The 21,428-nt window shown below is 67.4% G+C and carries 21 protein-coding genes; 7 read left to right on the top strand and 14 right to left on the bottom strand.

The features are described from left to right. Position 1: 1 nt before the first annotated feature. From V3391_RS00745 to grxD, 9 genes are all read right to left on the bottom strand, one after another. On the bottom strand, positions 2 to 466 hold the full coding sequence (locus tag V3391_RS00745) for a pilus assembly PilX family protein (protein WP_332076516.1): 465 nt from the start codon (positions 464 to 466) through the stop codon (positions 2 to 4). Between the two features lie 2 nt (positions 467 to 468). After that, the gene (locus tag V3391_RS00740) at positions 469 to 1,722 is read right to left on the bottom strand and encodes a PilW family protein (RefSeq protein WP_332076514.1); all 1,254 of its coding nucleotides are present in this window, start codon (positions 1,720 to 1,722) and stop codon (positions 469 to 471) included. Further along, positions 1,719 to 2,192 carry a type IV pilus modification protein PilV gene (pilV, locus tag V3391_RS00735; protein WP_332076513.1) on the bottom strand — a complete coding sequence of 158 codons (474 nt, stop codon included), beginning with the start codon at positions 2,190 to 2,192 and terminating at the stop codon, positions 1,719 to 1,721. The genes V3391_RS00740 and pilV overlap by 4 nt, the downstream gene beginning before the upstream one ends. Further along, positions 2,189 to 2,725 (bottom strand): GspH/FimT family pseudopilin, encoded by a 537-nt coding sequence (locus V3391_RS00730; protein WP_332076512.1) that lies wholly within the window; start codon positions 2,723 to 2,725, stop codon positions 2,189 to 2,191. The genes pilV and V3391_RS00730 overlap by 4 nt, the downstream gene beginning before the upstream one ends. A 125-nt stretch (positions 2,726 to 2,850) precedes the next feature. Further along, entirely contained in the window at positions 2,851 to 4,239 is a 1,389-nt protein-coding gene (ppnN, locus tag V3391_RS00725; protein ID WP_332076511.1) for a nucleotide 5'-monophosphate nucleosidase PpnN, read from the bottom strand. 108 nt (positions 4,240 to 4,347) lie between these two features. Further along, on the bottom strand, positions 4,348 to 7,662 hold the full coding sequence (locus tag V3391_RS00720) for a TonB-dependent receptor (RefSeq protein WP_332076510.1): 3,315 nt from the start codon (positions 7,660 to 7,662) through the stop codon (positions 4,348 to 4,350). Positions 7,663 to 7,917: 255 nt separating this feature from the next. Beyond that, on the bottom strand, positions 7,918 to 8,520 hold the full coding sequence (locus tag V3391_RS00715; protein WP_332076509.1) for a YhgN family NAAT transporter: 603 nt from the start codon (positions 8,518 to 8,520) through the stop codon (positions 7,918 to 7,920). Next, positions 8,517 to 9,272 carry an SDR family NAD(P)-dependent oxidoreductase gene (locus tag V3391_RS00710; RefSeq protein ID WP_332076508.1) on the bottom strand — a complete coding sequence of 252 codons (756 nt, stop codon included), beginning with the start codon at positions 9,270 to 9,272 and terminating at the stop codon, positions 8,517 to 8,519. Before V3391_RS00710 ends, V3391_RS00715 begins: the two co-directional genes overlap by 4 nt. Next, positions 9,269 to 9,589 carry a Grx4 family monothiol glutaredoxin gene (gene grxD, locus V3391_RS00705; RefSeq protein WP_332076506.1) on the bottom strand — a complete coding sequence of 107 codons (321 nt, stop codon included), beginning with the start codon at positions 9,587 to 9,589 and terminating at the stop codon, positions 9,269 to 9,271. The genes V3391_RS00710 and grxD overlap by 4 nt, the downstream gene beginning before the upstream one ends. 108 nt (positions 9,590 to 9,697) lie before the next feature. Here grxD and V3391_RS00700 point away from each other — a divergent pair, with 108 nt between their 5' ends. Continuing rightward, positions 9,698 to 10,285, top strand: a complete 588-nt coding sequence (locus tag V3391_RS00700; RefSeq protein WP_332076505.1) for a superoxide dismutase — start codon at positions 9,698 to 9,700, stop codon at positions 10,283 to 10,285. Between the two features lie 25 nt (positions 10,286 to 10,310). On the opposite strand, the gene V3391_RS00695 is transcribed toward V3391_RS00700, so the two are convergent. Both V3391_RS00695 and V3391_RS00690 read right to left on the bottom strand, forming a co-directional pair. Next, a complete protein-coding gene (locus V3391_RS00695) occupies positions 10,311 to 11,570 on the bottom strand; it encodes a putative bifunctional diguanylate cyclase/phosphodiesterase (RefSeq protein ID WP_332076504.1) in 1,260 nt (419 codons plus the stop codon). 19 nt (positions 11,571 to 11,589) lie between these two features. Next, positions 11,590 to 12,852, bottom strand: coding sequence for an HD-GYP domain-containing protein (locus V3391_RS00690; RefSeq protein ID WP_332076503.1), 1,263 nt, complete (start codon positions 12,850 to 12,852; stop codon positions 11,590 to 11,592). A gap of 272 nt (positions 12,853 to 13,124) precedes the next feature. Between V3391_RS00690 and V3391_RS00685 the strand changes: the two genes are divergently transcribed. The 3 genes from V3391_RS00685 (at position 13,125) to V3391_RS00675 (ending at position 16,418) form a co-directional block, all read left to right on the top strand. Beyond that, on the top strand, positions 13,125 to 14,090 hold the full coding sequence (locus V3391_RS00685) for an aldo/keto reductase (RefSeq protein ID WP_332076501.1): 966 nt from the start codon (positions 13,125 to 13,127) through the stop codon (positions 14,088 to 14,090). A 13-nt stretch (positions 14,091 to 14,103) separates the two neighbouring features. Beyond that, positions 14,104 to 15,414 carry an NTP/NDP exchange transporter gene (locus V3391_RS00680; RefSeq protein ID WP_332076500.1) on the top strand — a complete coding sequence of 437 codons (1,311 nt, stop codon included), beginning with the start codon at positions 14,104 to 14,106 and terminating at the stop codon, positions 15,412 to 15,414. A gap of 62 nt (positions 15,415 to 15,476) precedes the next feature. Beyond that, positions 15,477 to 16,418 carry a DMT family transporter gene (locus tag V3391_RS00675; RefSeq protein ID WP_332076498.1) on the top strand — a complete coding sequence of 314 codons (942 nt, stop codon included), beginning with the start codon at positions 15,477 to 15,479 and terminating at the stop codon, positions 16,416 to 16,418. Positions 16,419 to 16,475: 57 nt separating this feature from the next. Here the strand turns inward: V3391_RS00675 and V3391_RS00670 are convergent, their stop codons facing one another. Further along, entirely contained in the window at positions 16,476 to 17,546 is a 1,071-nt protein-coding gene (locus V3391_RS00670; RefSeq protein ID WP_332076497.1) for a sensor domain-containing diguanylate cyclase, read from the bottom strand. A gap of 198 nt (positions 17,547 to 17,744) precedes the next feature. Here V3391_RS00670 and V3391_RS00665 point away from each other — a divergent pair, with 198 nt between their 5' ends. Continuing rightward, entirely contained in the window at positions 17,745 to 17,969 is a 225-nt protein-coding gene (locus V3391_RS00665) for an RNA-binding S4 domain-containing protein (protein ID WP_332076496.1), read from the top strand. A 61-nt stretch (positions 17,970 to 18,030) separates the two neighbouring features. Here the strand turns inward: V3391_RS00665 and V3391_RS00660 are convergent, their stop codons facing one another. Then, positions 18,031 to 18,537 carry a DUF4019 domain-containing protein gene (locus tag V3391_RS00660; RefSeq protein WP_332076495.1) on the bottom strand — a complete coding sequence of 169 codons (507 nt, stop codon included), beginning with the start codon at positions 18,535 to 18,537 and terminating at the stop codon, positions 18,031 to 18,033. A 186-nt stretch (positions 18,538 to 18,723) separates the two neighbouring features. Between V3391_RS00660 and V3391_RS00655 the strand changes: the two genes are divergently transcribed. Together V3391_RS00655 and V3391_RS00650 are read left to right on the top strand one after the other, a co-directional pair. Continuing rightward, on the top strand, positions 18,724 to 19,281 hold the full coding sequence (locus V3391_RS00655; protein WP_332076494.1) for a LemA family protein: 558 nt from the start codon (positions 18,724 to 18,726) through the stop codon (positions 19,279 to 19,281). Then, positions 19,281 to 20,978, top strand: a complete 1,698-nt coding sequence (locus tag V3391_RS00650; protein WP_332076492.1) for a DUF2207 domain-containing protein — start codon at positions 19,281 to 19,283, stop codon at positions 20,976 to 20,978. The genes V3391_RS00655 and V3391_RS00650 overlap by 1 nt, the downstream gene beginning before the upstream one ends. Here the strand turns inward: V3391_RS00650 and soxR are convergent. Beyond that, positions 20,963 to 21,418, bottom strand: a complete 456-nt coding sequence (gene soxR, locus V3391_RS00645) for a redox-sensitive transcriptional activator SoxR (RefSeq protein ID WP_332076491.1) — start codon at positions 21,416 to 21,418, stop codon at positions 20,963 to 20,965. The genes V3391_RS00650 and soxR overlap by 16 nt on opposite strands. Positions 21,419 to 21,428: the final 10 nt, after the last annotated feature.

Here is a 21,428-nt window from a genome sequence, read left to right as displayed (position 1 = left end):
ATCAGGGAATGAAGACCGTGTCTACGGTCGACTCAGAGGTTGGGAGGACCGCGCGATCCTTGGAGTAAGCAGTGACCTGATAGATCTGGTCGGTGCGTTCCGCTTCGTCGGCCGGCACATCGAGCGCGCCCCATGAAAAGCAGAGGTCCAGCCGTCGCACGTACTGTGCGCTCTGCGTCCAGGCCGTGAGGTCCGGTGGCGTGGTGCAGTCGTTAGGCGCCAGGTTCGTGGCCGGTGTCCTGCCCGCGAGCACGTCGGTTTTAAGCTTGTTTTCCATCTCGCGCACCTCGCGTTCCGCCAGCTGGAACGCTACATTTGTCGCGGTGTAGTTCGCAGACATGCGCTCCTGCAGGCTCGCGACCTGCAGCGCGACGATGCCCAGCAACGCCATCAGGATCAGAATGACGAGCGCGATATAGAGAACCGCCCCGGACTGTGCGCGCCGCGGATTGTTGTACGTGTGCATCATCAGTTTCCAAACAACCGGTTGCGGAGAGCGATGGAGTCTTCGTACACAGTGCGATACCGCCGGTCATCGGGCGGCGCCATGATCACGCCGAGTGCGGACAGACGCATCGTGGCGTCTGCTCTGCGCTCGGCCGCCGCCGAATCCGGACTTCTGGCCAAGAGGCCCACTTGGACCAGTCCGACGGTCCGCCAGGCGTGATCGAGGTTGCCGGCAGGCTGAAGCCCTGCAGGAAGCACGGACTGCCCGATATTGCCGGTAGGTCGCGCGGAGGCACTGGTCTGGCTGTCCTGGCCGAACTGGAACTGCATCGATTCGATGCCTTCGACCATTTCTTCCGGCGCACCTGCGGTCACTGCGGTCAAGGCTGCATTGGCGCCGTATCTCAGTCGGTACAGCGCCGGGTTCCCGGAAGCATTCCGACCGATGTAATACACGATGCTCTCGGCCCGATACACCATGGCCTGGCCGATCGTGAACTGAGGAATGGTGTCGAACGTCGTCCTGTTCAGAGCGGTGGTGGCGACGGAAAGCGTACCGCCCGCCCCCACCGTCGCTGCGAACACACCCACCTGCATGCAGTCGGCGATGCCGAACAGACCGCTGTTGGGCCCGCCCTCCGTCAGCAGTGCCGGCTGGGCAACCGTGATGGAGGTCGGCGCACCCGACGTGAAGGCAGTGACCTGCGCGCCCGTCGGCGCGAAGTAGCGAAGCACGAGGACGTCACTGCCATCGACGAGTCTGCCGGCACCGGTACCCGAGGTCAGCGTCGTGTACAGGTTGGCCTCAATCTGAGGTTCCCACGTGTTCGCGGTGGCGAGCGCGGGTGCTGACGGCAGTGCCAATGTATTACCGCTGGCCGTACCGACCGCGTTGTAGCCCTGGATTGCGACATCGAAGCGCAGAGGAAACGGAGCAGCCGCGTAATTGGACGTCGGGGACGCGCCCGTCCCGAACTGCTGAGCGGCCGTGAGGAATGTCGACAGCAGTGCCGGTCGCGACGCTGTCACATTCGTCGGCAGAAAGCGGGCCTGATCGTTGACGCATCCCATGTGCCCTGCCATGCGAATGTCGCGCTGGAGGAGATCGAGTGCGAAGCGCCCGTTCTCCTGCACACGACCCAGCCCGCTGGATAGCTGGTAAGCAGTACGCGATGCGCCGAACACCTGCACCAGCCCGAGGATGAGCAACGTCCCGATGGCCAGGGCAACCATCAGCTCGATCAGAGAGACGCCGCGTTCCCGATTCGCGATCACAGCGTGGTCTCCAGTCGCACCGATGCGGTTTCACCTGGCAGATCGTCCCAGGTGATGCTTACGGAAATTTGCGGGAGTCCAGTCGTGATGACCTCAGCAGAAGCGCCGTCGCCCAGCTTCTCCATGACCTCGCACCGCCAGCGCGTGGCGTTGGCAGCAGCGTTCAGATTCGCAATCGAGCCACACCCGGTGCCACGCGTCGGTTTGACGGTGAAATCCGATGGGGTCATTGCATAGGCATTAGCCAACGAGCGGTTGGTACGGATTGTGTCGAGCAGCTCCCCGGCCAGAGTCGTCGCGACCGTCCGCTGGTTTGCGCTCTGGGTGTAACGCAGGTTCATCGTTTGAAGCAGCCCAAGCCCTAACAGTCCGATGGCAAGCACGACGAGCGCGATCAATACCTCGATTAGAGAGAAGCCCTGCGAACGCTGCCTGATTGAAGCAGCCCGATCGTGGGTGATCATGGTCATGGGCAATTCCCGGTGACCGTCGTCACTTGCCCGGAAGCATTGACGCTCAAAGTGCGTACCAAGGCCCGCCCCCGGCTGCAGGACACCGGCGCCAGAGTGATGGACGCGGGCGTAGTAACGCGACCACGTGCGTCGAACGTGACCCTGTCAAGGGCCGTGGCACTACCGGTGGCCACTGCGGATATCGTCATCGCGGGCCGGGCGTCGATACGACGGGTCAGCACATCACCCGCTTCGAAGGTCGTATTCGCTGTCCCTTGGTTAGCCCACACCATCCAACCCCCGTTCCAGTTCGTGCCGCTGCAGGCCGATCCATCCACAGTCGGGCACATGCCACCGCCACGGGTCGTCCGGATGGCTTCGCTACGGGCGAGCGAGAGAGCGCCGATCACCTCGTTGCTCATCGTCGCAACGCGATTTCGTTGGAACGTATCTTTGAAGCCGGGCAGGCCGATCGCCAGCAGCACCGCCAGGATCGCGACCACAACCATCAGCTCGGTCAATGTGAAACCACCGCTCCACCGACGCAACATGCAGATTGCCCCCAAACCCGGTACGGGCCACGGAAAAGTGTCCTCGGGTCCGACTTCTGCCGCAACGAGAGACAGACAGGCGGCAGCGACCAGCGGATCAGCGGCGGTCGCCAGAGGCCGATCGGTCAGGCGACGACCTCATAACAGGGTTTGTACTCCCCCGCGATCTTCATCCGCCGCTGTTCCACGAACGCGCGCAGCAGGGCGTCGAGCGACTGCATGATGTCGCGGTCGCCGTTGATCCGGAACGGGCCGAATTCCTCGACGCGGCGCAGGCCGTCCTCTTTGACGTTGCCGGCAACGATGCCGGAGAACGCGCGGCGCAGGTCGGCGGCGAGTTCGTGGGGGCGGCGGCCGTGGTGCAGGTCGAGGGCGGCCATGGCTTCGTGGGTCGGCACGAAGGGCTGCTGCAGGTCCAGCGGGATCGACAGCGACCAGTTGAAGTAGAACGAGTCCTTGTGGCCGACCCGGTACTCCTTGACCTTGCGGATGCCGGCCGACATGCGGCGGGCGACCTGTTCGGGATCGGCGACGATGATTTCGTAGCGCGAGGCGGCCTCGTCGCCGAGCGTCAGGCGGATGAACTGGTCGATCTGCTCGAAGTACGGCGCCGACGCGGTCGGCCCGGTCAGGATGAAGGGGAACGGGATGTCGCGGTTCTCCTCCTGCAGCAGCAAACCCAGCAGATAGAGGATCTCTTCCGCCGTGCCGACGCCGCCGGGGAACACGATGATGCCGTGGCCGAGGCGCACGAACGATTCGAGACGCTTCTCGATGTCCGGCATGATCACCAGCTGGTTGACGATCGGGTTCGGCGATTCGGCGGCGATGATGCCCGGCTCGGTGATGCCGATGTAGCGCGCCGGATACTGGCGCTGCTTGGCATGGGCCACGTTGGCGCCTTTCATCGGCCCCTTCATCGCACCCGGACCGCAGCCGGTGCAGATGTCCATGCCACGCAGGCCGAGTTCGTAGCCGACCAGCTTGGTGTAGTCGTACTCGACGCGGTTGATCGAGTGACCGCCCCAGCAGACCACCATGTTCGGATCGCCCGGCTGCAGCAGACGCGCGTTGCGCAGCAGGCCGAAGACCGCATTCGTGATGCCGGCCGAGGATTCCAGGTCGGTGGCGTATTCGGGGCCCAGCTCGATCGCGGTGTAGGCGAGGTCGCGCACGACCGCGAACAGCAGCTCGGCGACGCCGCGGATGATCTGGCCGTCGACGAAGGCCATTGCCGGTGCGTTCGCCAGCTCGATGCGGATGCCGCGATCCTGCTGCAGCACCTGGATGTCGAAATCGGGATACAGCTCCTGCGCAGCGCGCGGATCGTCGGACGCGCTGCCGCTGGTCAGCACTGCGAGCGCACAGCGGCGCAGCAGGTCGTGCATGCCGCCGGTCGAAGCATCCTTCAGACGGGCCACCTCGTCGCGGGACAAGACGTCCAGGCCGCCACGGGGGTAGACGTAGGCATTCACCGTGGGCAGCGCCGTCGCCGCCCCAATCTCGTTGCTCATTCGTGCTTCGCTTCTCTTAGGGGTGCGGCACTGTAGCGCAGGACCCCGCACATAAGAAAACGGCCGGGTTTCCCCGGCCGTTTTCGACTTCACGACATCAGATCACGATCAGAAGTCGTAACGCAGACCCACCTGCACCGACCACTGCGAGATGCCGTTGGTGTTGCTGTCGGCGTCGGTCGGAACGGCGAGGTTGCCCGGCTGACCGAACGAGGTGCCGCTGCGGTAGCCGTAGACGTACTTGCCGGTCGCACGGTCGATACCGACCAGCGTGGCGGCCGCCTGGTTGGCGTTGAAGCCCCAGTCGAGGACGTGGCCCCAGTCGTTGTTGATCAGGTTGCCGACGTTCTGGATGTCGATCCAGACCTTCGACTTGTGACCCTTCATGAAGCCCGGCAGTTCCTGGCTGATACGCACGTCGAAGGTGTTGACCCAACCTGCGCGGAACTCGTTCTCCGGCGCGTAGGTGCCCTTGAACTTCGACAGATCTTCCTGCGTGGCGAGCCAGTCGAAGAACGCGCGCTCCATCGCCGGGTTGGCGGTGAACACGCCCGCATTGTTGACGGTGCCGAACAGCACGTCGCCCGGGCCCGAGGGCACGTAGAACAGGTCGTTGAAGGTACGGCCGTCGCCGTTGGCATCGCCGGCGAAGATGTAGCTGTACGGACGGCCGCTGCGGCCTTCGTAGAACAGGCCGACCTGGGTCTTGTAGTCACCGAAGAACGCGTGCTCCCAGTTGATCGCACCCGAGAACCGGTTACGGATCTCGTAACGCGCGCGGTGCAGTGCTTCCTCGTTGGTGGTGAAGTTGTACTGGCTGCCGAAGCCCGAGCCGGCGGTCGAGCTGGTCAGCGCGCCCACTTCCTTGGTGTCGGTGTAGGTGTAGCCAACGCTCCAGGACCAGTCGCTGTCCGGCGTCCACGGCTTGGCCAGCGACAGGGTCATCTGGCGGCTGCGGCCCTTGTCGGTGTTGCGCAGCAGGAAGACGTCACCGAAGTAGGCGTTGCGACCGAAACGACCGTTATTGGTGTTGCTGAAGTTGTAGACGCTCGGATTCCAGAACAGGCGACGGCCGTCGTAGCCCTCGAAGCCGGGACCGATGTTGAGGCTGTTGTAGAACAGGCCGTTACGGGTCTCGGTGACCAGCAGTTCCGCCGACGCGACGACGCCCCACCACGGCGTCTCCTTGTCGAACGCGATGTTCGCCTTCCACACCGACGGGAGTTCGAAGTCCTTGTCGATGACGTTGACGTTGCGCACCGCGGCGCCCGGGGTGTTGGGCACGTTCTGGTTGAAGCCGTCCGCACTGTAGGGCACGCCCTGCCAATCGGTCAGGTTCTGGTACGAGGTGTAGTTCAGGCCGGTGCTCTGGTAGGCGTTGCTCACCCAGACGGTCGGCGCATCACCCTGGAACATGCCCACGCCACCGCGCAGCTGCGTCTGCAGGTCGGTGTCGAACGTGTAGTTGAAGCCGAAGCGCGGCTGGATGATGAACTTGTTGTTGAAGGTGAAGCTGTTGTCCAGACCGAAGCCGCCGGTGTGGCCGGTGCCGCACTGGGCGACGTTGGCCGCACCCGGGGCTGCCGCGAAGCACGCGTTGAACTGCGGATCGTTGCCGGTGCTCGGGCGATCGCCGCGCACGCCGAGCGTCAGGGTCAGGTTCGGCGTGGCATACCAGGTGTCCTGGACGAAGAAGCCCAGGTTCTTGTTGCTGAAGATCGCCGGGATCGCGTTCGGGTTGGCGACGTTCGTGTTGAGGTCGTAGTCGAAGTACTGACGACGCTCGAGATTGCCGAAGTCGTTGACGCCGTTCACGCGCGGCACGTAGAAGCTGTAGTTGCCCCACGCGTCCTGCAGGAACTGGTTGTAGATGTCGTTGTCGGCGTATTCGAAACCGAACTTGATGTCGTGGTCGCCGACGGTCCAGGTGGCCGAACCGAAGTAGTTCCAGGTCTCGGTCGTCAGCACGTTGCCCATCGAGCTGCGCTCGGTGCCGAAGCGGATGTAGTCGCCCGAAGTGATCTGGTTGCCGGCGATGCCGTCATCGAAATAGACGGTGACCAGCGGCGCGTTGGTCGGGGTCTGACGGATGGCCGAATAGTCGCGGTAGGAGACCTTGAACTCGGTGGAGAAATTGTCCGACCAGTCGCTGAAGACCTGACCGACATAGCTCTCGACGGTCTTGGCGTGGTTGAACCACGACGAGCTCAGCACCAGCGCGGACGCGCTGTTGCCGTCGGCGCGCAGGCGGTTCTGCTCGAGCTTGCTGTAGCGGATGTTGGCGCGGTGGTTGTCGTTGATGTTCCAGTCGATCTTGACCGCGTATTCCTCGAGATCGGTATTGCCGGTCGCACCCTCGTACCAGCCAGGGTCGAAACCGAGATTGTTGCGGGCAAGATCGACGACGCGCTGCAGGTCGGCGGCGTTGAAGTCGGCCGTCGAGTTGAACAGCGGCGTGCTGCTCAGGTCCGGACCCGGCTTGGAGCGTTCGAACTTCTCGTAGTTGGCGAAGAAGAACAGGCGATCCTTGATGATCGGGCCGCCGACGGTGAAGCCGTAGGTTTCTTCCTTGTCGTACTCGGAGAACGGGGCGCGGGTCAGCGGGTGCGAACCGAACCAGTCACCGTCACGCATGTAGCCGTAGACCGAGCCGTGGACTTCGTTGGTACCCGACTTGGTCACAGCGTTGATGTTGGCACCGGCGGCGCCGGCGATGGTCACGTCGTAGCTGGACAGGTCGATGTCGAGCGCTTCGATGGCTTCCATCGAAACCGGCTGGCGCTGGGTCGGCATGTTGTTGCCTTCCAGACCGAAGGTGTCGCTGGCCGACACGCCGTCGATGGTGATCTTGTTGAAGCGCGGATTCTGGCCGCCGGCGCTGATGCTGCCCGAGGCGCGATCGGTGAAGGCCACGCGCGGGTCGAGGCGCATGTAGTCCTGGATGTTGCCGCCCATCGACGGCAGCGATTCGATCGTGCGCTGGTTGACCGCGGTACCCGAACCCATCTTGGTCGTGCTGAACACCTCGGAGCCGCCGACTGCCGTCGCGGTCACCGTGGCCAGCGTGGTCATGTCGCCGGTGAGCGCGGCATTGACGGTGCTGATCTGGTTCAGCGTCAGATAGACGTTGTCTTCGGTCCGCGTTCCCTCGCCCGGCTTGGTCACGGTGATCGTGTACGGGCCGCCGACGCGCAGGCCGCGGGCGTTGTAGCGGCCGCTCGCATCGGTCGTGGCGCGGCTGACGGTGCCGGACTCGGTGTGCACGATGGTCACGTCTGCGCCGGTCACCGGAGCGCCGCCAGCGCCGGTCACCTGGCCGCCGACACCGGCGGAGGTGCTTTGCGCGAACGCGGGAGCGGCTGCAAGGGCAACGATCAGGCCGAGCGACAGCTTGGAGAGTCGGGCGCGATGCGAGTGGTTCATGGGTTGTATAGCCTCGATACGTGGATTGCGGCGCAGGCCGGATGGCGAGCGACGGTCAGGTCTTGAAACAAGAATGGGGGCCCCGCCACGGCTCGCGGCGAAGCGCCGTGGTTAACAACAGGTTAACACGGTAAACAATCGAAGTGACAGTGCCATGACAGCAGCGGGCAGGCGCAAACCACTGACCGCATTGGCTTTTATGACCAGCTGGAACAAAGACGCGTAAGTCCTTGTCGCACTGTGGTCACGCCGCACTCACATGGGCGCTAGGCCGGCCCGGAGGTAGCTGACGAGACCGTCGAGCAGCATCTGCACCGAGATCGCGACGAGCAGCATCCCCATCAGCCGCTCGATCGCGGTCAGCGCCCGCGCACCGAGCAGCTTGTAGAGATAGGTGGCCGAGAACAGGATCGCGGCCGTCGCGCCCCACGCGATCAGCAGCGCCAGGCTCCATTCGCCGAGCCGGTCGGGCTCGTTGCTGCCCATCAGCATCACGGCGGCCATGCCGGACGGGCCGGCGACCAGCGGGATCGCCATCGGCACGATGAAAGGCTCGCCGTCCGGAATCTCGCCCATCAATCCTTCGGGCGGCGGGAAGATCATGCGGATGCCGATCAGGAACAGCACGATGCCGCCGGCGATCGCCACCGACTCCTGCCGCAGGTGCATGACTTCCAGCGCGTACTTGCCCGCCCACAGGAACGCCATCAGCACGATCAACGCGATCAGCAGTTCCCGGGCCAGCACGATGCGCTGCCGCTGCGGGGTGAGCCGCCGCAGCATGCTCAGGAACACCGGGATGTTGCCCAGCGGATCCAGGATCAAAAACAACAGCAGCGCGGCGGAGGCGATGGTCATGCGGAGCGCGCCGTATCAGGTGCCCACAGCTGCCCGCGATGCGACACGCCGGCGGGCGACAGCAACGCGACGCAACGGGCCGCGACTTCGGCCGGCGACCGGGCGATGCGGTCCTCTGCCTCGACGTGGGCCCTGGCCCGCAACGGTGTGCGCATCGGCGGCGGCAGCAGGCCGCTGATGCGGACAGATGCATCACCGAGCTCGGCCTGCAGCATGCCGACCAGCGCCGACAGCCCGGCTTGTGCCAATCCGTAGCCGCCCCAGTAGGCAGCGCTCGTACGCGCGGGATCGTCGATCGCGAAGACGACCGAGGCGTCACCGGCGCGGCGCAACACAGGCAGGCAGGCCTGGGTCAGCCACCAGCGTGCGGTGAGGTTGACGTGCAGCGCACGCGCGAACGCCGCCGGATCGGTCAGTTCGAGCGGAGTCAGTCCATCGAAGGACGCGGCGACATGCAGGATGCCGTCGAGCCGGCCGAATTCCGCCTCGATCCGCGCGGCGAGTTCAGCATGATCGTCCGGGCTGGCGCCTTCGAGATCGAGCGGATACAGCGCGGGCGCTGCGCCTGCCTTCTGCAGGCGATCGTGCAGACGATTGAGTTTCGGCACGCGCCGACCGAGCAGCACCAGCGACGCACCGGCCTCGGCGCACGCCAGCGAGGCCGCTTCACCGAGGCCGCCGGCAGCGCCGACGACCAGCACGACGCGTCCGGCCAGGGCGCCCGGCAGGGCCTCGGAAGCGGCCGTGCTCACGCCGCCAGCACCTCGGCCACCATGCGCGACAGCTCGCCGGACTCGTGCAGTTCGAGGGTGATGTCGCAGCCGCCGATCAGTTCGCCGTGGATGAAGAGCTGCGGGAATGTCGGCCAGTTCGAGAACCGCGGCAGGTTGGCGCGGATCTCGGGCGCCTCGAGGACGTTGATGGTGCGGTAGTCCTTCGCGCCGGCTTCGTGCAGGGCTGCAACCGTGCGACTGGAAAATCCGCACATCGGAAAACGCGGCGTGCCCTTCATGAACAACACGATGGCATGGCCGTCGATTTCGGCCTGGATGTGTTCGAGGATCGACACGGTGACGCTCCCTGTGGACCACACCGCGGGCGCGGCGCCGGCGGGGATCGGGTTTCGGAATTGGTGCATTCTATCGCGTCGCCGCCATCGACCACCGGACCGCCGTCCATGCCCCTCGAACTCGCCGCCCTGCCCTACGACCGCACCGCGCTGGAGCCGCATCTGTCGGGCGACACGCTCGACCAGCATCACGGGCATCTGCAACGTGGGCACATCGAGCGGCTCAACGCCCTGCTCGCAGGTGGCGAACTCGCCGACGCGCCGCTGGAGACCATCGTGCGCAAGGCACAGGGCGCGGCCTTCGATCATGCGGCGCAGATCTGGAACAACAGCTTCTACTGGCACTCGCTCAAGCCTGCCGCCGCTGGTGCCGGGGGCGAGCCCAAGGGCCGTCTCGCCGAGGCGATCGCGCGCCAGTTCGGCGACTTCGCCGGTTTCCGTTCGCGTTTCGACGCACTGGCCCTGGCGACGTTCGGCGCGGGCTGGGTCTGGCTGCTGCAGCGGCCCGACGGCCGCCTCGCGCTGGCGGCGACCGCGAACGCGGCCACGCCGATCACCGGGCAGGACACGCCGCTGCTCGCGATCTCGCTGTGGGAACACGCCTGGTATCTGGACTACCGCGACAACCGGCAGAAGTATCTCGATGCGTTCTGGCAGCTGGTGAACTGGGATGCGGTGGCCGCGCGTTTGCGTTGACGCTGCGTGTCCATGGCGACGCTGTCTACGACAACACGACCGGCGCCGCTGACGGAGCCAAGGCGTCGCCCACCACAGCGTCGGCGGGCGCAGGCCGCCCGATCAGATAGCCCTGCACGAAGTCGCAACGCGCGTCGCGCAGCAGCGCGAGCGTGGCCTCGTCTTCGATGCCTTCGGCCACGACGGTCAGATCGAGATCGTGCGCCAGCTCGATCATCGTCACGACGATCCGGCGTGCCCGCACATCCTCGACCATGTCGCGGACGAAGCTGCGATCGATTTTGAGCGCGTCGATCGGCAACCGGCGCAGATATGCCAGTGACGAATAGCCGGTGCCGAAATCGTCGATCGCGATGCGGACGCCGCTCGCGCGCAGCTGGCCCAGCAGATGACTGCAGCGCACGATGTCGCGCATCAACGCGCTTTCGGTGATCTCGAACACCAGCGACTCGCCGGGCACGTCCCACAGCCGCAACAGATCGAGGACCTGGTCGACGAATCCCGGCAGTTGCAAGGCATCCACCGACAGATTCACCGCGATCCGCGTGGCCTGCCCCGCCCTGCGCAATGTCGCCAGGTGACGCAGCGCGACATTAACGTTCCAGCGCGTGAGCTCGCCGATCATGCCGCCGCGTTCGGCCACGTCGATGAAGACATCGGGCGGAATATTGCCGAGCTTGGGATGCGTCCACCGCGACAGCGCTTCGTAGCTCCGGATGCGGCGATCGGGCAGTCCCGCGATCGGCTGCAGATGCACGACCAGCTGATTGTCGGCGATCGCCGCGCGCAGATCGTCGTGCAGGGTATCGAGTGGAATCGGCGGCGCCTTCCAGAACGCGTGCCGCTCCACGCCGTCTACGGCATCGTCGCAGGCACGATCGGCGCGCCGGCACAGTAATTCCGCGACATCGCCATCTTCCGGCGCGATCGCGATACCTGCGACGACCGTGGCCTGGGCCCGCTGGCCGCCGAAGTCGAGCGGTTGCTGCAGGGCGCGCACGAACTTGGCCGCGCCGAGCGCAGCGTGCGCGCGGCCGCGCAACGCAGGCAACAGCACCAGGAAATCGTGCTCGCCGATCCGCAGCACGCGATCGCCCGGCCGCACCGCGGCTTCCAGTGCGGTCTGCATCGCATGACCCAGGGCTTCGCCCGCCGCGTAGCCCAGTGCGAGCTCGATCTCGCGCACGCGCTGCGCGCGCAGCACGACCACGCCCAGTGGCGCATCGGCCCGGGCCGTCTGCAGGCATTCGGCCACGTCGGCCAATGCCGCGGTGCGGTTCAACACGGAACGGGCCCCATCCGCGTCACAGGAACAGATCGACCGGATCGAGGCCGTAGGCGCCCGGCGCGAGCGCGCTTGCGATCCGCACGGGGTCGTCGCTGTTGGCGCGCACCATGAGATCGAGCGAGTGGAACTGCGACAGCACCTGTTTGTCCGGATCGGTCAGCACCATCACCCGCGGCTGCAGGCGTCGCGCCGCGTTCTGGGCGGTGACGATCGCGACTTCGCCGCTGCTCAGCTCCACCAGTGCGCCGATCGGATAGACGCTCATGCACTGCATGAACTGCTCGACGATCTCGGCCGCGAACTGGCTGCCACGGCCGCGGTACAACGCCTGCAACGCGACGTGCTGCGCAGCTGCCGGCTGATGCGGACGTTCGCTGGTCATTGCGTCGTAGGCGTCGACGACCGCGGCGACCCGGCCCAGCAGCGGAATCGCGTCGCCTTCGAGCCGGCGCGGATACCCGCTGCCGTCGATCCATTCGTGGTGGGTGCGGATCATGTCGCGAACGTGTTCGGGCACCGCGCCGCCGGCATCGACGATCGCCAGGCCCTGCTCGACGTGCGCCTGCATCCGCCGGCGCGCATCGTCGTCGTACGCGGTGTTACTACCGAGCAGATCGGGATCGAGCCGCAACTTGCCGACGTCGAGCAGCAGCGCGCCGCTGGCCATGTCGATCAGCAATTCCTGCGGCAGTCCGACGTGGCGACCGAATGCCGCGGCCAGCGCGCTGCACGACAGCGCGTGCCGGTATTCGTAGGCACCGCGCGCGCGCAGTGCGTCGAGCCACAGAAAGGCGTCGGCGTTGCGCACCAGGCTGCGGACCATCGGCTCGACCGCACCACGCACCTCCTCGACCGCGATCGCGCGGCCCTCGCGCACGTCGTCGAGCACGCGTTCGGCGAATGCCGCGGCCTGCGCATGCGCTTCGCGCGCCTGCGGCAGTTCCTGCTCGAACTCGATCTGTTCGGGATAGGTCGCCGCGCCCTGCAGGGCCGATATCTCGTCGTTGCCGTAGGCGCGCCAGCGCGGTTTCGGCGGCGCGGCGGGCTTCGGCGGTGCAGCATCCAGCACTTGCAGCGCCGGGCCGACCGGCGCAAGGCCGCGTTCGACATCGACGAAGACATGCGCGCACAGACCATCCAGCGTCCGGATGTCGTCCTCGGACTCGATCAACACACCCTGCAGCAGGAACGGCGTGCCTTCCCACGGTCGGTCCAGGCGGCAGACATACATGCCCACCTTCAGCTCGCGCACCGCGAGCCTGCGTTCGTCCAGCGTCATTGTTGCGTCGGCCCTCCCGGCCATCGACCCGGCCACCCCCTCGGCTTCACCCTTCCGGTCGCGCCTGGGGCGGCAACACGCGAAACGGCGAACCGGCGCGACGGGTCAGGTCCGGCCGGATGCACAGCCTACAGTCTGCGGCCGTCGATGCCGCGTGGTTGCCGGCGGATTCCGCGATGCAGACCGGAAACGTCAAACGCGCGTCGGGCGACCGACTTCGTGGTGTCGAACCGCCTATGATCGGGAGCCGACCCGATGCAGGAGCGTTCGCCATGCCGTCCCGTCGCCGTTTCCTCAGTGCAGCCTCGCTTGCCGCCGCCGGCCTGGCGCTGGCTCCGATCGCGGCCTGCAGCCGCGAGGCCGCCGCGCCGTCTGCAGGTGCGGGCGCCGCGCCGCCGCACGCCGCCCACCCCGGCCCGCTGATCAGCCGCACGATTCCGTCCACCGGCGAAACCGTGCCTGCCATCGGCGCGGGCACATCGGGCAGCTACGAGATCGCGCTGGACTCGCCTGACTTCGCGCGTCTGCAGGACGCCGTCCGCGTCTTCTTCGACGGTGGCGCCACGCTGTTCGACACGTCGCCCAACTACAGCACCGCGGACGCGGTGCTCGGCGCTCTGCTCGCCGCCGGTGGCTGGCGTGACCGCTGCTTCCTGGCGACCAAGATCGCCGCCGACGACCGCGCCGCGATGGAACGGCAATGGGCCGAAAGCCAGCGCCGCCTGCAGACCGATCACGTCGAGCTGCTGCAGGTCCACAACCTGCGCGCGCTCGACATCGCCTGGCCCTACGCGCAGCAGCTGAAAGCCGCCGGCGCGACGCGATACATCGGCCTGACCCACTACCTCGAGAGCGGCCATGCCCCGCTGGTCGCTGCGATGCGTGCGCGCCGCCCGGATTTCGTGCAGGTCAACTACTCGGTCAATGCACCGCAGGCCGCGCAGACGGTGCTGCCGGTCGCGCAGGAACTGGGTATCGCCGTGCTGATCAACCGCGCCTTCGACGACGGCAAGCTGTTTGCGCGGGTGCAGGATCTGACGCTGCCGGGCTGGGCGGACGACGTCGGCGTGACGTCCTGGTCGCATCTGTTCCTGAAATTCGCGATCAGCCACCCGGCTGTGACCGCGGTGATCCCGGCGACGGGTCGGCCCGACCGCCAGGCCGACCAGCTGCGCGCGGGCACCGGGCCTTTGCTGAGTGCGGCGCAGCAGGCCGAGCTCGTCGCGCAGTTCGCCTGAGGCGCGGGCCAAGATGTCCGACGGCAGGATCGCCGACCTGTTCAATCTCCGACGCGGCGAGGCCGCGCCGGTGCTGGTCGCGGGGCTGTTCTTCTTCTGCATCCTGACCGCGTTAATGATGTTGCGACCGGCGCGCGACGCGCTGGGCATGGAGCGCGGACTCGACAGCGTGCGCTGGCTGTTCATCGGCACCGCAGTCGTGACGCTGCTGGTCAATCCGGTGTTCGGCTGGCTGGTCGCGCGCCTGCGGCGGCTGCATTTCATCTCGGCGACGTATGCGTTCTTCGCGCTGAGCCTGGTCGGGTTCTGGGCGCTGCTCGTGTTCGCACCGGGCGCCGTCGGCGCGCGCAGCGGGCAGGTGTTCTACGTCTGGTTCAGCGTGTTCAACCTGTTCGTGACGATGGTCTTCTGGGCGCTGCTGGCCGATCGCTTCAGCAGCGATCAGGGCAAGCGGCTGTTCGCGCTGATCGCGGTCGGCGGCACGCTCGGCGCGATCTTCGGCCCCTGGCTCGCTGCGCGACTGGCCGAACCGCTGGGCACGCCGGCGCTGCTGCTGGTCGCCGCAGGATTTCTCGCGGCCTCGATCGTGCTGGCCTGGTGGCTGGTGCGGCTGCGGTCCGACGGGCCACGCGATGCGCCGATGCAGGACCCGGAGGCCGTCCGCATCGGTGGCAGCGCACTGGCCGGCATCCGCGCGGTGTTCGCGTCGCGCTATCTGATGGGCATCGCCGGCTACGTGGTGATCATGACCATCGTCGCGACCTTCATCTACTTCACCCGTTTGCAGATGGTGGCCGCAGCCGAAACCGATCTCGATGCGCGCACCGGGCTGCTCGGCAATATCGACATGTGGACCCAGGTCGCGGTGCTGGTGCTGCAGGTCACGCTGACCGGTCACATCATCCGCCGACTCGGACTGGCCTTCGCGCTGGCCTTGCTGCCGATCGCGATGGCGGTCGGCTTCATCGGTCTGGCGATCTACGGCTCGTTCCTGGTGCTGATCCTGCTCGAAGCCACCAACCGCGCGATCCAGCGTGGCCTGACCCGCCCCGCGCGCGAGACGCTGTTCACCGTCGTCGGCCGCGAAGACAAATACAAAGCCAAGGCCTTCATCGACACCTTCGTTTACCGCGTGGGCGATGTGGTCGGCGCGCAGACCGAGGGCGTGCTCGGACGTCTGGGCCTGGCGCTCGGCGGGCTGGTGAGCGTGGTCGTGCCCTTGGCGCTGGTCTGGGCGGCGCTGGGCATCTGGCTGGGTCGGGCGCAGCAGCGGCAGGCCGATGCGGAATCCCTGCAACCGAACCGGGACGCCGCCCCGCGTTGACCGGCGCCCACCCGCGGCGGTCATCGGCGATGGATAATGCGCGCCCTTGCCGGCGCCTCCCGATGCAGCCCACGACGAAAGCCCACTGGCAGATCCACTTCTGCGTCCTGCTGTGGGGCTTCACCGCCATCCTCGGCAAGCTGATCACCCTGCCCGCGTTGCCGTTGGTGTGGTGGCGGATGTTGCTCGTCGCCGGCACGCTGATGCTGCTGCCGCGGGTCTGGCGCGGCGTACGCGCGTTGCCGCCGCGACTGCTGCTGGCCTACGCCGGCGTCGGCGCACTGGTCGCGCTGCACTGGCTGACCTTCTACGGCGCGGTGAAGCTCGCCAACGCCTCGGTTGCGGCGACCTGCATGGCGCTGGCGACGGTGTTCATCGCGCTGATCGAACCGCTGGTCGCACGCAGCCGCTTCTCGTGGCGCGAACTCGCGCTGGGCATCGCCGTGTTGCCGGGCGTGGCGCTGGTGGTCGGCGGCATTCCCGACGGCATGCGCGTCGGCGTCGCGGTCGGTGCGCTGTCGGCGCTGTTCGTCGCCTGCTTCGGATCCTTGAACAAGCGCCTGGTCGAACGCGCCGATCCGCTCACGGTGACCGCGCTCGAACTCGGTGCCGGCACGCTGACCCTGACCCTGCTCGCGCCGCTGATGCCGCTGCTGTTCCCGGCCTTCGCCGGCAGCCTGCTCACCCTGCCGAGCCTGCACGACGGCGCCTATCTGCTGCTGCTCGCCTTCGCCTGCACGCTGCTGCCGTTCGCGCTGTCGCTGGTCGCGCTGCGGCACATGAGCGCGTTCGCCGCGCAGCTCGCGGTCAATCTGGAACCGGTCTATGCGATCGCGCTCGCCATCGTGCTGCTCGGCGAACAGCACGAGCTGACGCCGCGCTTCTATGCGGGCGTGGCGATCATCCTCGCCGCGGTGCTGGCGTATCCGCTGCTGTCGCGACCGCGCCGCATCGTGCATCCGGAGAATCTCGCCGCCGGCGAAGCGAAGCAGATCGCGGACTGAAATCCGGTTCGCTGCGGTCTACCAGCCCACGGGCGGGTTTGGTCGGGTTGCGCGACCTCAGGCCAACGCGCAGACCCGGTCGCGCCCTTCATGCTTCGCCTTGTACAGCGCCTGGTCCGCGCGGGCGAGCAATGCGGACGCGTCCTCTCCGGGCTGCAATGCGGCCACGCCGATGCTGATCGTCACCGGCAATCCGGTCGGCATCGCGGCGACCGCTTCGCGCAGGTATTCGGACTCGCGCGCGGCATCTGCCAGGGCGCGATCCGGCAACAACCGCACGAATTCCTCGCCGCCGAATCGCGCCACGCGCCCGCGTGCGGCCTCGGTCGACAACAGCATCGCGCCGAGCGTCTGCAGCACGCGGTCGCCTTCCGCATGGCCGTGCAGATCGTTGATCGACTTGAAGTGGTCGATGTCGACGATCGCCACCGACAGCGGCGTGCCGAGCGCATGCGCCTGGGTGATCGCCTGGTCCAGCGTGCGCGAGAACGCGCGACGGTTCGCGAGACCGGTCAGCGGATCGGTCGACGACTGCTCTTCCAGATCCGCGTTCTGGTTCTCGAGCTCCTGCTGGTAGTGCAGCAACTGCTGTTCGTACCAGCCGCGCTCGTCGAGCTGCAGACGGAGTTCATGGCTGATCCGATGCAGTTCCATCAGCCGCGACGCCTGACGCGAGAGCGCCTCCAGCGCCGTACGCTGCACTGGCCCGAGTTCGCGGGGCTTGTGGTCGAGCACGCAGAACGTGCCCATCGGCTGGCCGTCTGCCGCGCGCATCGGTGCGCCGGCATAGAACCGGACATTGGCTGCACCGGTGACCAGCGGGTTGTCGCTGAAACGCACGTCCTCGCGCGTGTCGCGCACGATCATGGTCTCGTCCGGTTCGAGAATCGCGTGCGCACAGAACGCGATCTCGCGAGGCGTTTCGCTCCCGTCGACGCCATGCGTCGATTTGAACCACTGGCGATCGCGGTCGACGAGCGTGATGACCGCCATCGGCACATCACAGATCGCTGCGGCGATCGTCACGAGGTCGTCGTACGCCGCTTCGCGCGGCGTATCCAGAATGCGGTACGCATCGAGCGTGGACTGTCGCGCAGCCTCGTCGGCCGGCAGCGGCGGTCGAATCATGGGTCGCTGATGCCTGTGCAGCGAACGCTTCGTACAACCATTGCAGCCTCCCTGAATGCACCGCACGTACGGTAACGCACACAGACTGACTGCAGCCACCCGCATGATCGCCCGCATGGCGTCGGCGTGATCTTCCGCACACCGCGCGCGCGCTCGGACGGATCACCGATAATGCCGGCCCGCATCACGAGACCGACCATGCCCGCGCCAATCGAATTTCCGCTGGAACGCGACCACGTCGAACTCAACCAGCTGCTCAAGCTCGCGGGACTGTGCGACAGCGGCGGCGCCGGCAAGGCCATCGTCGCCAGCGGTGCGGTGTTCGTCGATGGCGTGGTCGAACTGCGCAAGACCTGCAAGATCCGCGCGGACCAGACCGTCGAACTCGACGGCCAGGTGATCCGCGTCGTCGCCGCGCACTGAGGCGCGGATATACGAACGGCGCCCGCAGGCGCCGTTCGGCAAAACGCAATTGACTGTCGGCTCAGCGGACGCTGTAGCCCGACACGCGCCAGGTGCGGTCTTCGTCGAGACGGAACGACACCAGTTCGCGCACGGCCTGCGGCTGGCTGGCGAACGTGGTCGGCGACGCGACGTTGATGTAGATGCCTTCCGGCACCGCTTCGCCGGCGCGGAACTGCGAGCGGCTGACGACCGGCTGGTCGCGCTTGGTCGGCGCGCCGAGGCGGTTGCGGTCGATATTGAGCTGACGCACGAATTCGTCGCGGGTCACCGCGCGCTTCATCGTCGCCGACGCGCCGTCCCAGACTTCGCCGGCGCGGTTGCCGTCGATCATCTGCATGACCTGCACCGCGGCGGCGCCCATCTCGGCATCCTGGCGCGCGACCTGGGCCTGCTGCTCGGGCGTGAGCTGCTGCTGCGCGGCGGCGCCGGGCTGCGCTGCGGGCTGGGCGGCAGGCTGTTGTGCGTGTGCAGCGGAAGCGAAGGCGACCAGCAGGGCAGCCGACAGCGACAGGCGTAGGGTGTTCATAATCGTGACGTTCCTCGCAGAACTGCTTGAAGTGGACCGAGTGTACGCATTGCATCGCGGCCGGCAAGCGTCCCGCACGCAGGGTTCTCCCGGGGTCGACGGGTCACGTGCAGCAGGTATGCTCAGCCGCTTCTCTGCTGCCGTGTGATCCATGGATCGAGCTCCGGACATCGCAGGCGATCGTCGATGATGGCCACCGTCATCGGCGCGTTGCTGATCGCGGCACTGCTGGCGTGGCTAGTCGCGGTGTTCAACCGGCTGGTGCGGTTGCGCAACCAGGTGCGGACCGCGTGGGCCGACATCGACGTGCAGCTGATGCGCCGTCACGACCTGGTGCCGCAGCTCGTCAGCGCGGTACAGGCCTATGCGGATCACGAACGCGCCGCGCTCGATGCGGTGACCGCGTTGCGCACGCGGGCGATGGATACCTCCGATGCCGCGACGCTGTCGGATCTCGAGCAGTCCCTCGGCGCCGGCATCCAGCGCCTGATCGCGTTGCAGGAGGCCTATCCGGCGCTCGCCGCCAGCGACGGTTTCGCGCAGCTGCAGGCCGACCTCGTCGACGTCGAAGCGCAGCTGCAGTACGCGCGACGCTTCTACAACGGCGCCGTGCGCGATCTCAACGATGCGGTCCAGCGCGTACCCGACACCATCGTTGCGCGGTTGACGGGCATCGGCGCGGCCGGTTTCTTCCAGGCCGACGACGGCAGCCGGCAGCCGGTGCCCGTGGAGCTGGCGCACTGATGCGGTGCGCGCTGCTGCTGCTCGCCTGCCTCGCGCTGCCGGCGTGGGCGCAGGAGCGGATCCTGCGTCACGACGTCGACGTGCGCGTACTCGCCGACGGCCGCCTCGACGTCACCGAACGGATCGAACTGCGCGCGGAAGGCCGCACGTTCCGTCACGGCCTCGTCCGCGATTTCCCGGTGCGTGATCGCGATCCGCATGGCGACGTCGTGGTGACCGATCTGGAGATGCGGGACGTGCTGCGCGACGGCCGCGTCGAGCCGTGGCGGATCGAACGGGTCGGCCGCGTCCTGCGCCTGCGTACCGGCGATGCCGGGCATCTGAAGGTGCCGTCGCAGCCGGTGTACACGCTGCACTACCGCACCACGCGACAACCGTTGTTCAGCGACACGCGTGATGCGCTGTCGCTCGAGGCGATCGGCAGCGACCAGTCCGTACCGGTCGAACAGGGCTCGGTCATGGTGACCCTGCCGCGGCCCGTCGCGGTCGACACGCTGCGCGCGGAAGGCATCACCGGCACGGCCGGACGCGATTTCCACGTGGCTCTCTCGGCCGCAGGCACCGCGCGCTGGACGCTGACGCAGGCGCTGCCGCCGCACACGGGCCTGCACGTGCGGCTGGCATTCCCCAAGGACGTGATCGCAGCGCCCGCGCCGCGCCAGCGCGCCCTGTGGTGGCTGCAGGACAACGCCGGACTGCTGGTCGCGCTGGCCGGACTGCTGGTGTTGGCGGCGTACTGCGTGTTGCGCTGGCGCCGTGTCCGCCATCCGCAGGCGCTGGGCGCCGTGCCCGAGCGCCTCGAACCACCCGCGGGTTTTTCGCCCGCGGGCCTGCGTTACCTGCGCCGCATGCGCTACGACGCGCGCAGCTTCGCGGCGGACCTGCTGGCCAGCGCGGTCGACGCACACCTGTGCCTCCATCGCACACCGCAGGGTGCGCGTACCGGCTGGCGGATCGAACGCACGCGCGAGGGCGCGCACACCCTGCCGACGATGGAACAGCGCGCGCAGCTGACTGCGTTGCTGCCGGCGCCCGATGACGCGGTGGACCTGCGCAGCCGCGAGCAGGCGCGGGTCGCGCAGGCCTGCAAGGCGCATGAAGTCGCCCTGCGCAAACGCTTCGTGCCCGCACTGTTCCGCGCCCATGGCGGCAGCATCCTCGGTGCGCTGGCGATCGCGCTCGCAGCCGCGGTACCGGCGCTGTGGCTGGCCTGGCACGCGCCTTCGCTGCCGGCGACCGTGCTGGCGGTCGTACTGATGGCGCCGATGCTGCTGGCGTTCGCACTGCTGGTGCGTGCGCCTACGCGCGAAGGGCGGCAGCTGCTCGCGGAGGCTGAAGGTCTGCGCCGTCATCTGGCCGGCGCGGCGAAGGCGGGACGCCGGCACGGCGATGCGCACACAGGGCCCACGATCGATGCCGCGCGCTACGTGCGGCTGCTGCCGTACGCGGTGGCGCTCGATGTCGAAGATGCGTGGACGAAAGCGTTCGCCGCGACGGTCGGCGACGACCGAGCGATCGAAGCGGTCGCCGGGATCGCCTGGTATCGCGGCCTCGCGGTGACCGATCTGGCGCGCTTCAGCCGCTCGATGGGCAACAGCCTCGCTGCGCGGATCGCGGCGGTGACCACTCCGAAGAAGAAGAAAGCCGCAGCCGCGCCGACGCCGCCTCCGGCCGAGCCGCCTCAGCCTTCCAAGTAACGCGCGCCCGGCCCGCGTGCACCGGCGACATCCTCGGGGTTGCGCAGCGGGCAGGCCTTCAACGACAGACAGCCGCAGCCGATGCAGCCGTCGAGCTGGTCGCGCAGACGCGTGAGCTGGTCGATGCGCGCATCGAGTTCCGCGCGCCAGCGGCGCGACAGCCGCGTCCAGTCGGCGGTGGTCGGCGTGCGCCCGTCGGGCAAGGTGTCCAGGGCTTCGCGGATCGATGCGAGCGGAATGCCGGCACGCTGCGCGACCTTGATGATCGCCACGCGCCGCAGTACCTCGCGGCCATAGCGTCGCTGGTTGCCGGCGTTGCGGCCGCCGTGGATCAGGCCCTGCCGTTCGTAGAAATGCAGCGCCGAGACCGCCACGCCGCTGCGCGCGGCCAGTTCGCCGACCGAGAGCACCTCATCCGCCCGCCGTGCACGCGTCGCCATCGCTTGACCT

This window comes from Luteimonas flava, assembly GCF_036584485.1.
Lineage (GTDB): Bacteria > Pseudomonadota > Gammaproteobacteria > Xanthomonadales > Xanthomonadaceae > Luteimonas > Luteimonas flava.
This window is presented reverse-complemented; position numbering and strand designations above follow the sequence as displayed.

Excerpts from the sequence above, each read along its gene's own strand:
- V3391_RS00745 (WP_332076516.1), bottom strand. The coding sequence starts at position 466 with ATGCACACGTACAACAATCCGCGGCGCGCACAGTCCGGGGCGGTTCTC.
- pilV (WP_332076513.1), bottom strand. The coding sequence starts at position 2,192 with ATGACCATGATCACCCACGATCGGGCTGCTTCAATCAGGCAGCGTTCG.
- V3391_RS00730 (WP_332076512.1), bottom strand. The coding sequence starts at position 2,725 with ATGTTGCGTCGGTGGAGCGGTGGTTTCACATTGACCGAGCTGATGGTT.
- ppnN (WP_332076511.1), bottom strand. The coding sequence starts at position 4,239 with ATGAGCAACGAGATTGGGGCGGCGACGGCGCTGCCCACGGTGAATGCC.
- V3391_RS00720 (WP_332076510.1), bottom strand. The coding sequence starts at position 7,662 with ATGAACCACTCGCATCGCGCCCGACTCTCCAAGCTGTCGCTCGGCCTG.
- V3391_RS00715 (WP_332076509.1), bottom strand. The coding sequence starts at position 8,520 with ATGACCATCGCCTCCGCCGCGCTGCTGTTGTTTTTGATCCTGGATCCG.
- V3391_RS00700 (WP_332076505.1), top strand. The coding sequence starts at position 9,698 with ATGCCCCTCGAACTCGCCGCCCTGCCCTACGACCGCACCGCGCTGGAG.
- V3391_RS00690 (WP_332076503.1), bottom strand. The coding sequence starts at position 12,852 with ATGACGCTGGACGAACGCAGGCTCGCGGTGCGCGAGCTGAAGGTGGGC.
- V3391_RS00685 (WP_332076501.1), top strand. The coding sequence starts at position 13,125 with ATGCCGTCCCGTCGCCGTTTCCTCAGTGCAGCCTCGCTTGCCGCCGCC.
- V3391_RS00680 (WP_332076500.1), top strand. The coding sequence starts at position 14,104 with ATGTCCGACGGCAGGATCGCCGACCTGTTCAATCTCCGACGCGGCGAG.
- V3391_RS00675 (WP_332076498.1), top strand. The coding sequence starts at position 15,477 with ATGCAGCCCACGACGAAAGCCCACTGGCAGATCCACTTCTGCGTCCTG.
- V3391_RS00670 (WP_332076497.1), bottom strand. The coding sequence starts at position 17,546 with ATGATTCGACCGCCGCTGCCGGCCGACGAGGCTGCGCGACAGTCCACG.
- V3391_RS00665 (WP_332076496.1), top strand. The coding sequence starts at position 17,745 with ATGCCCGCGCCAATCGAATTTCCGCTGGAACGCGACCACGTCGAACTC.
- V3391_RS00660 (WP_332076495.1), bottom strand. The coding sequence starts at position 18,537 with ATGAACACCCTACGCCTGTCGCTGTCGGCTGCCCTGCTGGTCGCCTTC.
- V3391_RS00655 (WP_332076494.1), top strand. The coding sequence starts at position 18,724 with ATGATGGCCACCGTCATCGGCGCGTTGCTGATCGCGGCACTGCTGGCG.
- V3391_RS00650 (WP_332076492.1), top strand. The coding sequence starts at position 19,281 with ATGCGGTGCGCGCTGCTGCTGCTCGCCTGCCTCGCGCTGCCGGCGTGG.
- soxR (WP_332076491.1), bottom strand. The coding sequence starts at position 21,418 with ATGGCGACGCGTGCACGGCGGGCGGATGAGGTGCTCTCGGTCGGCGAA.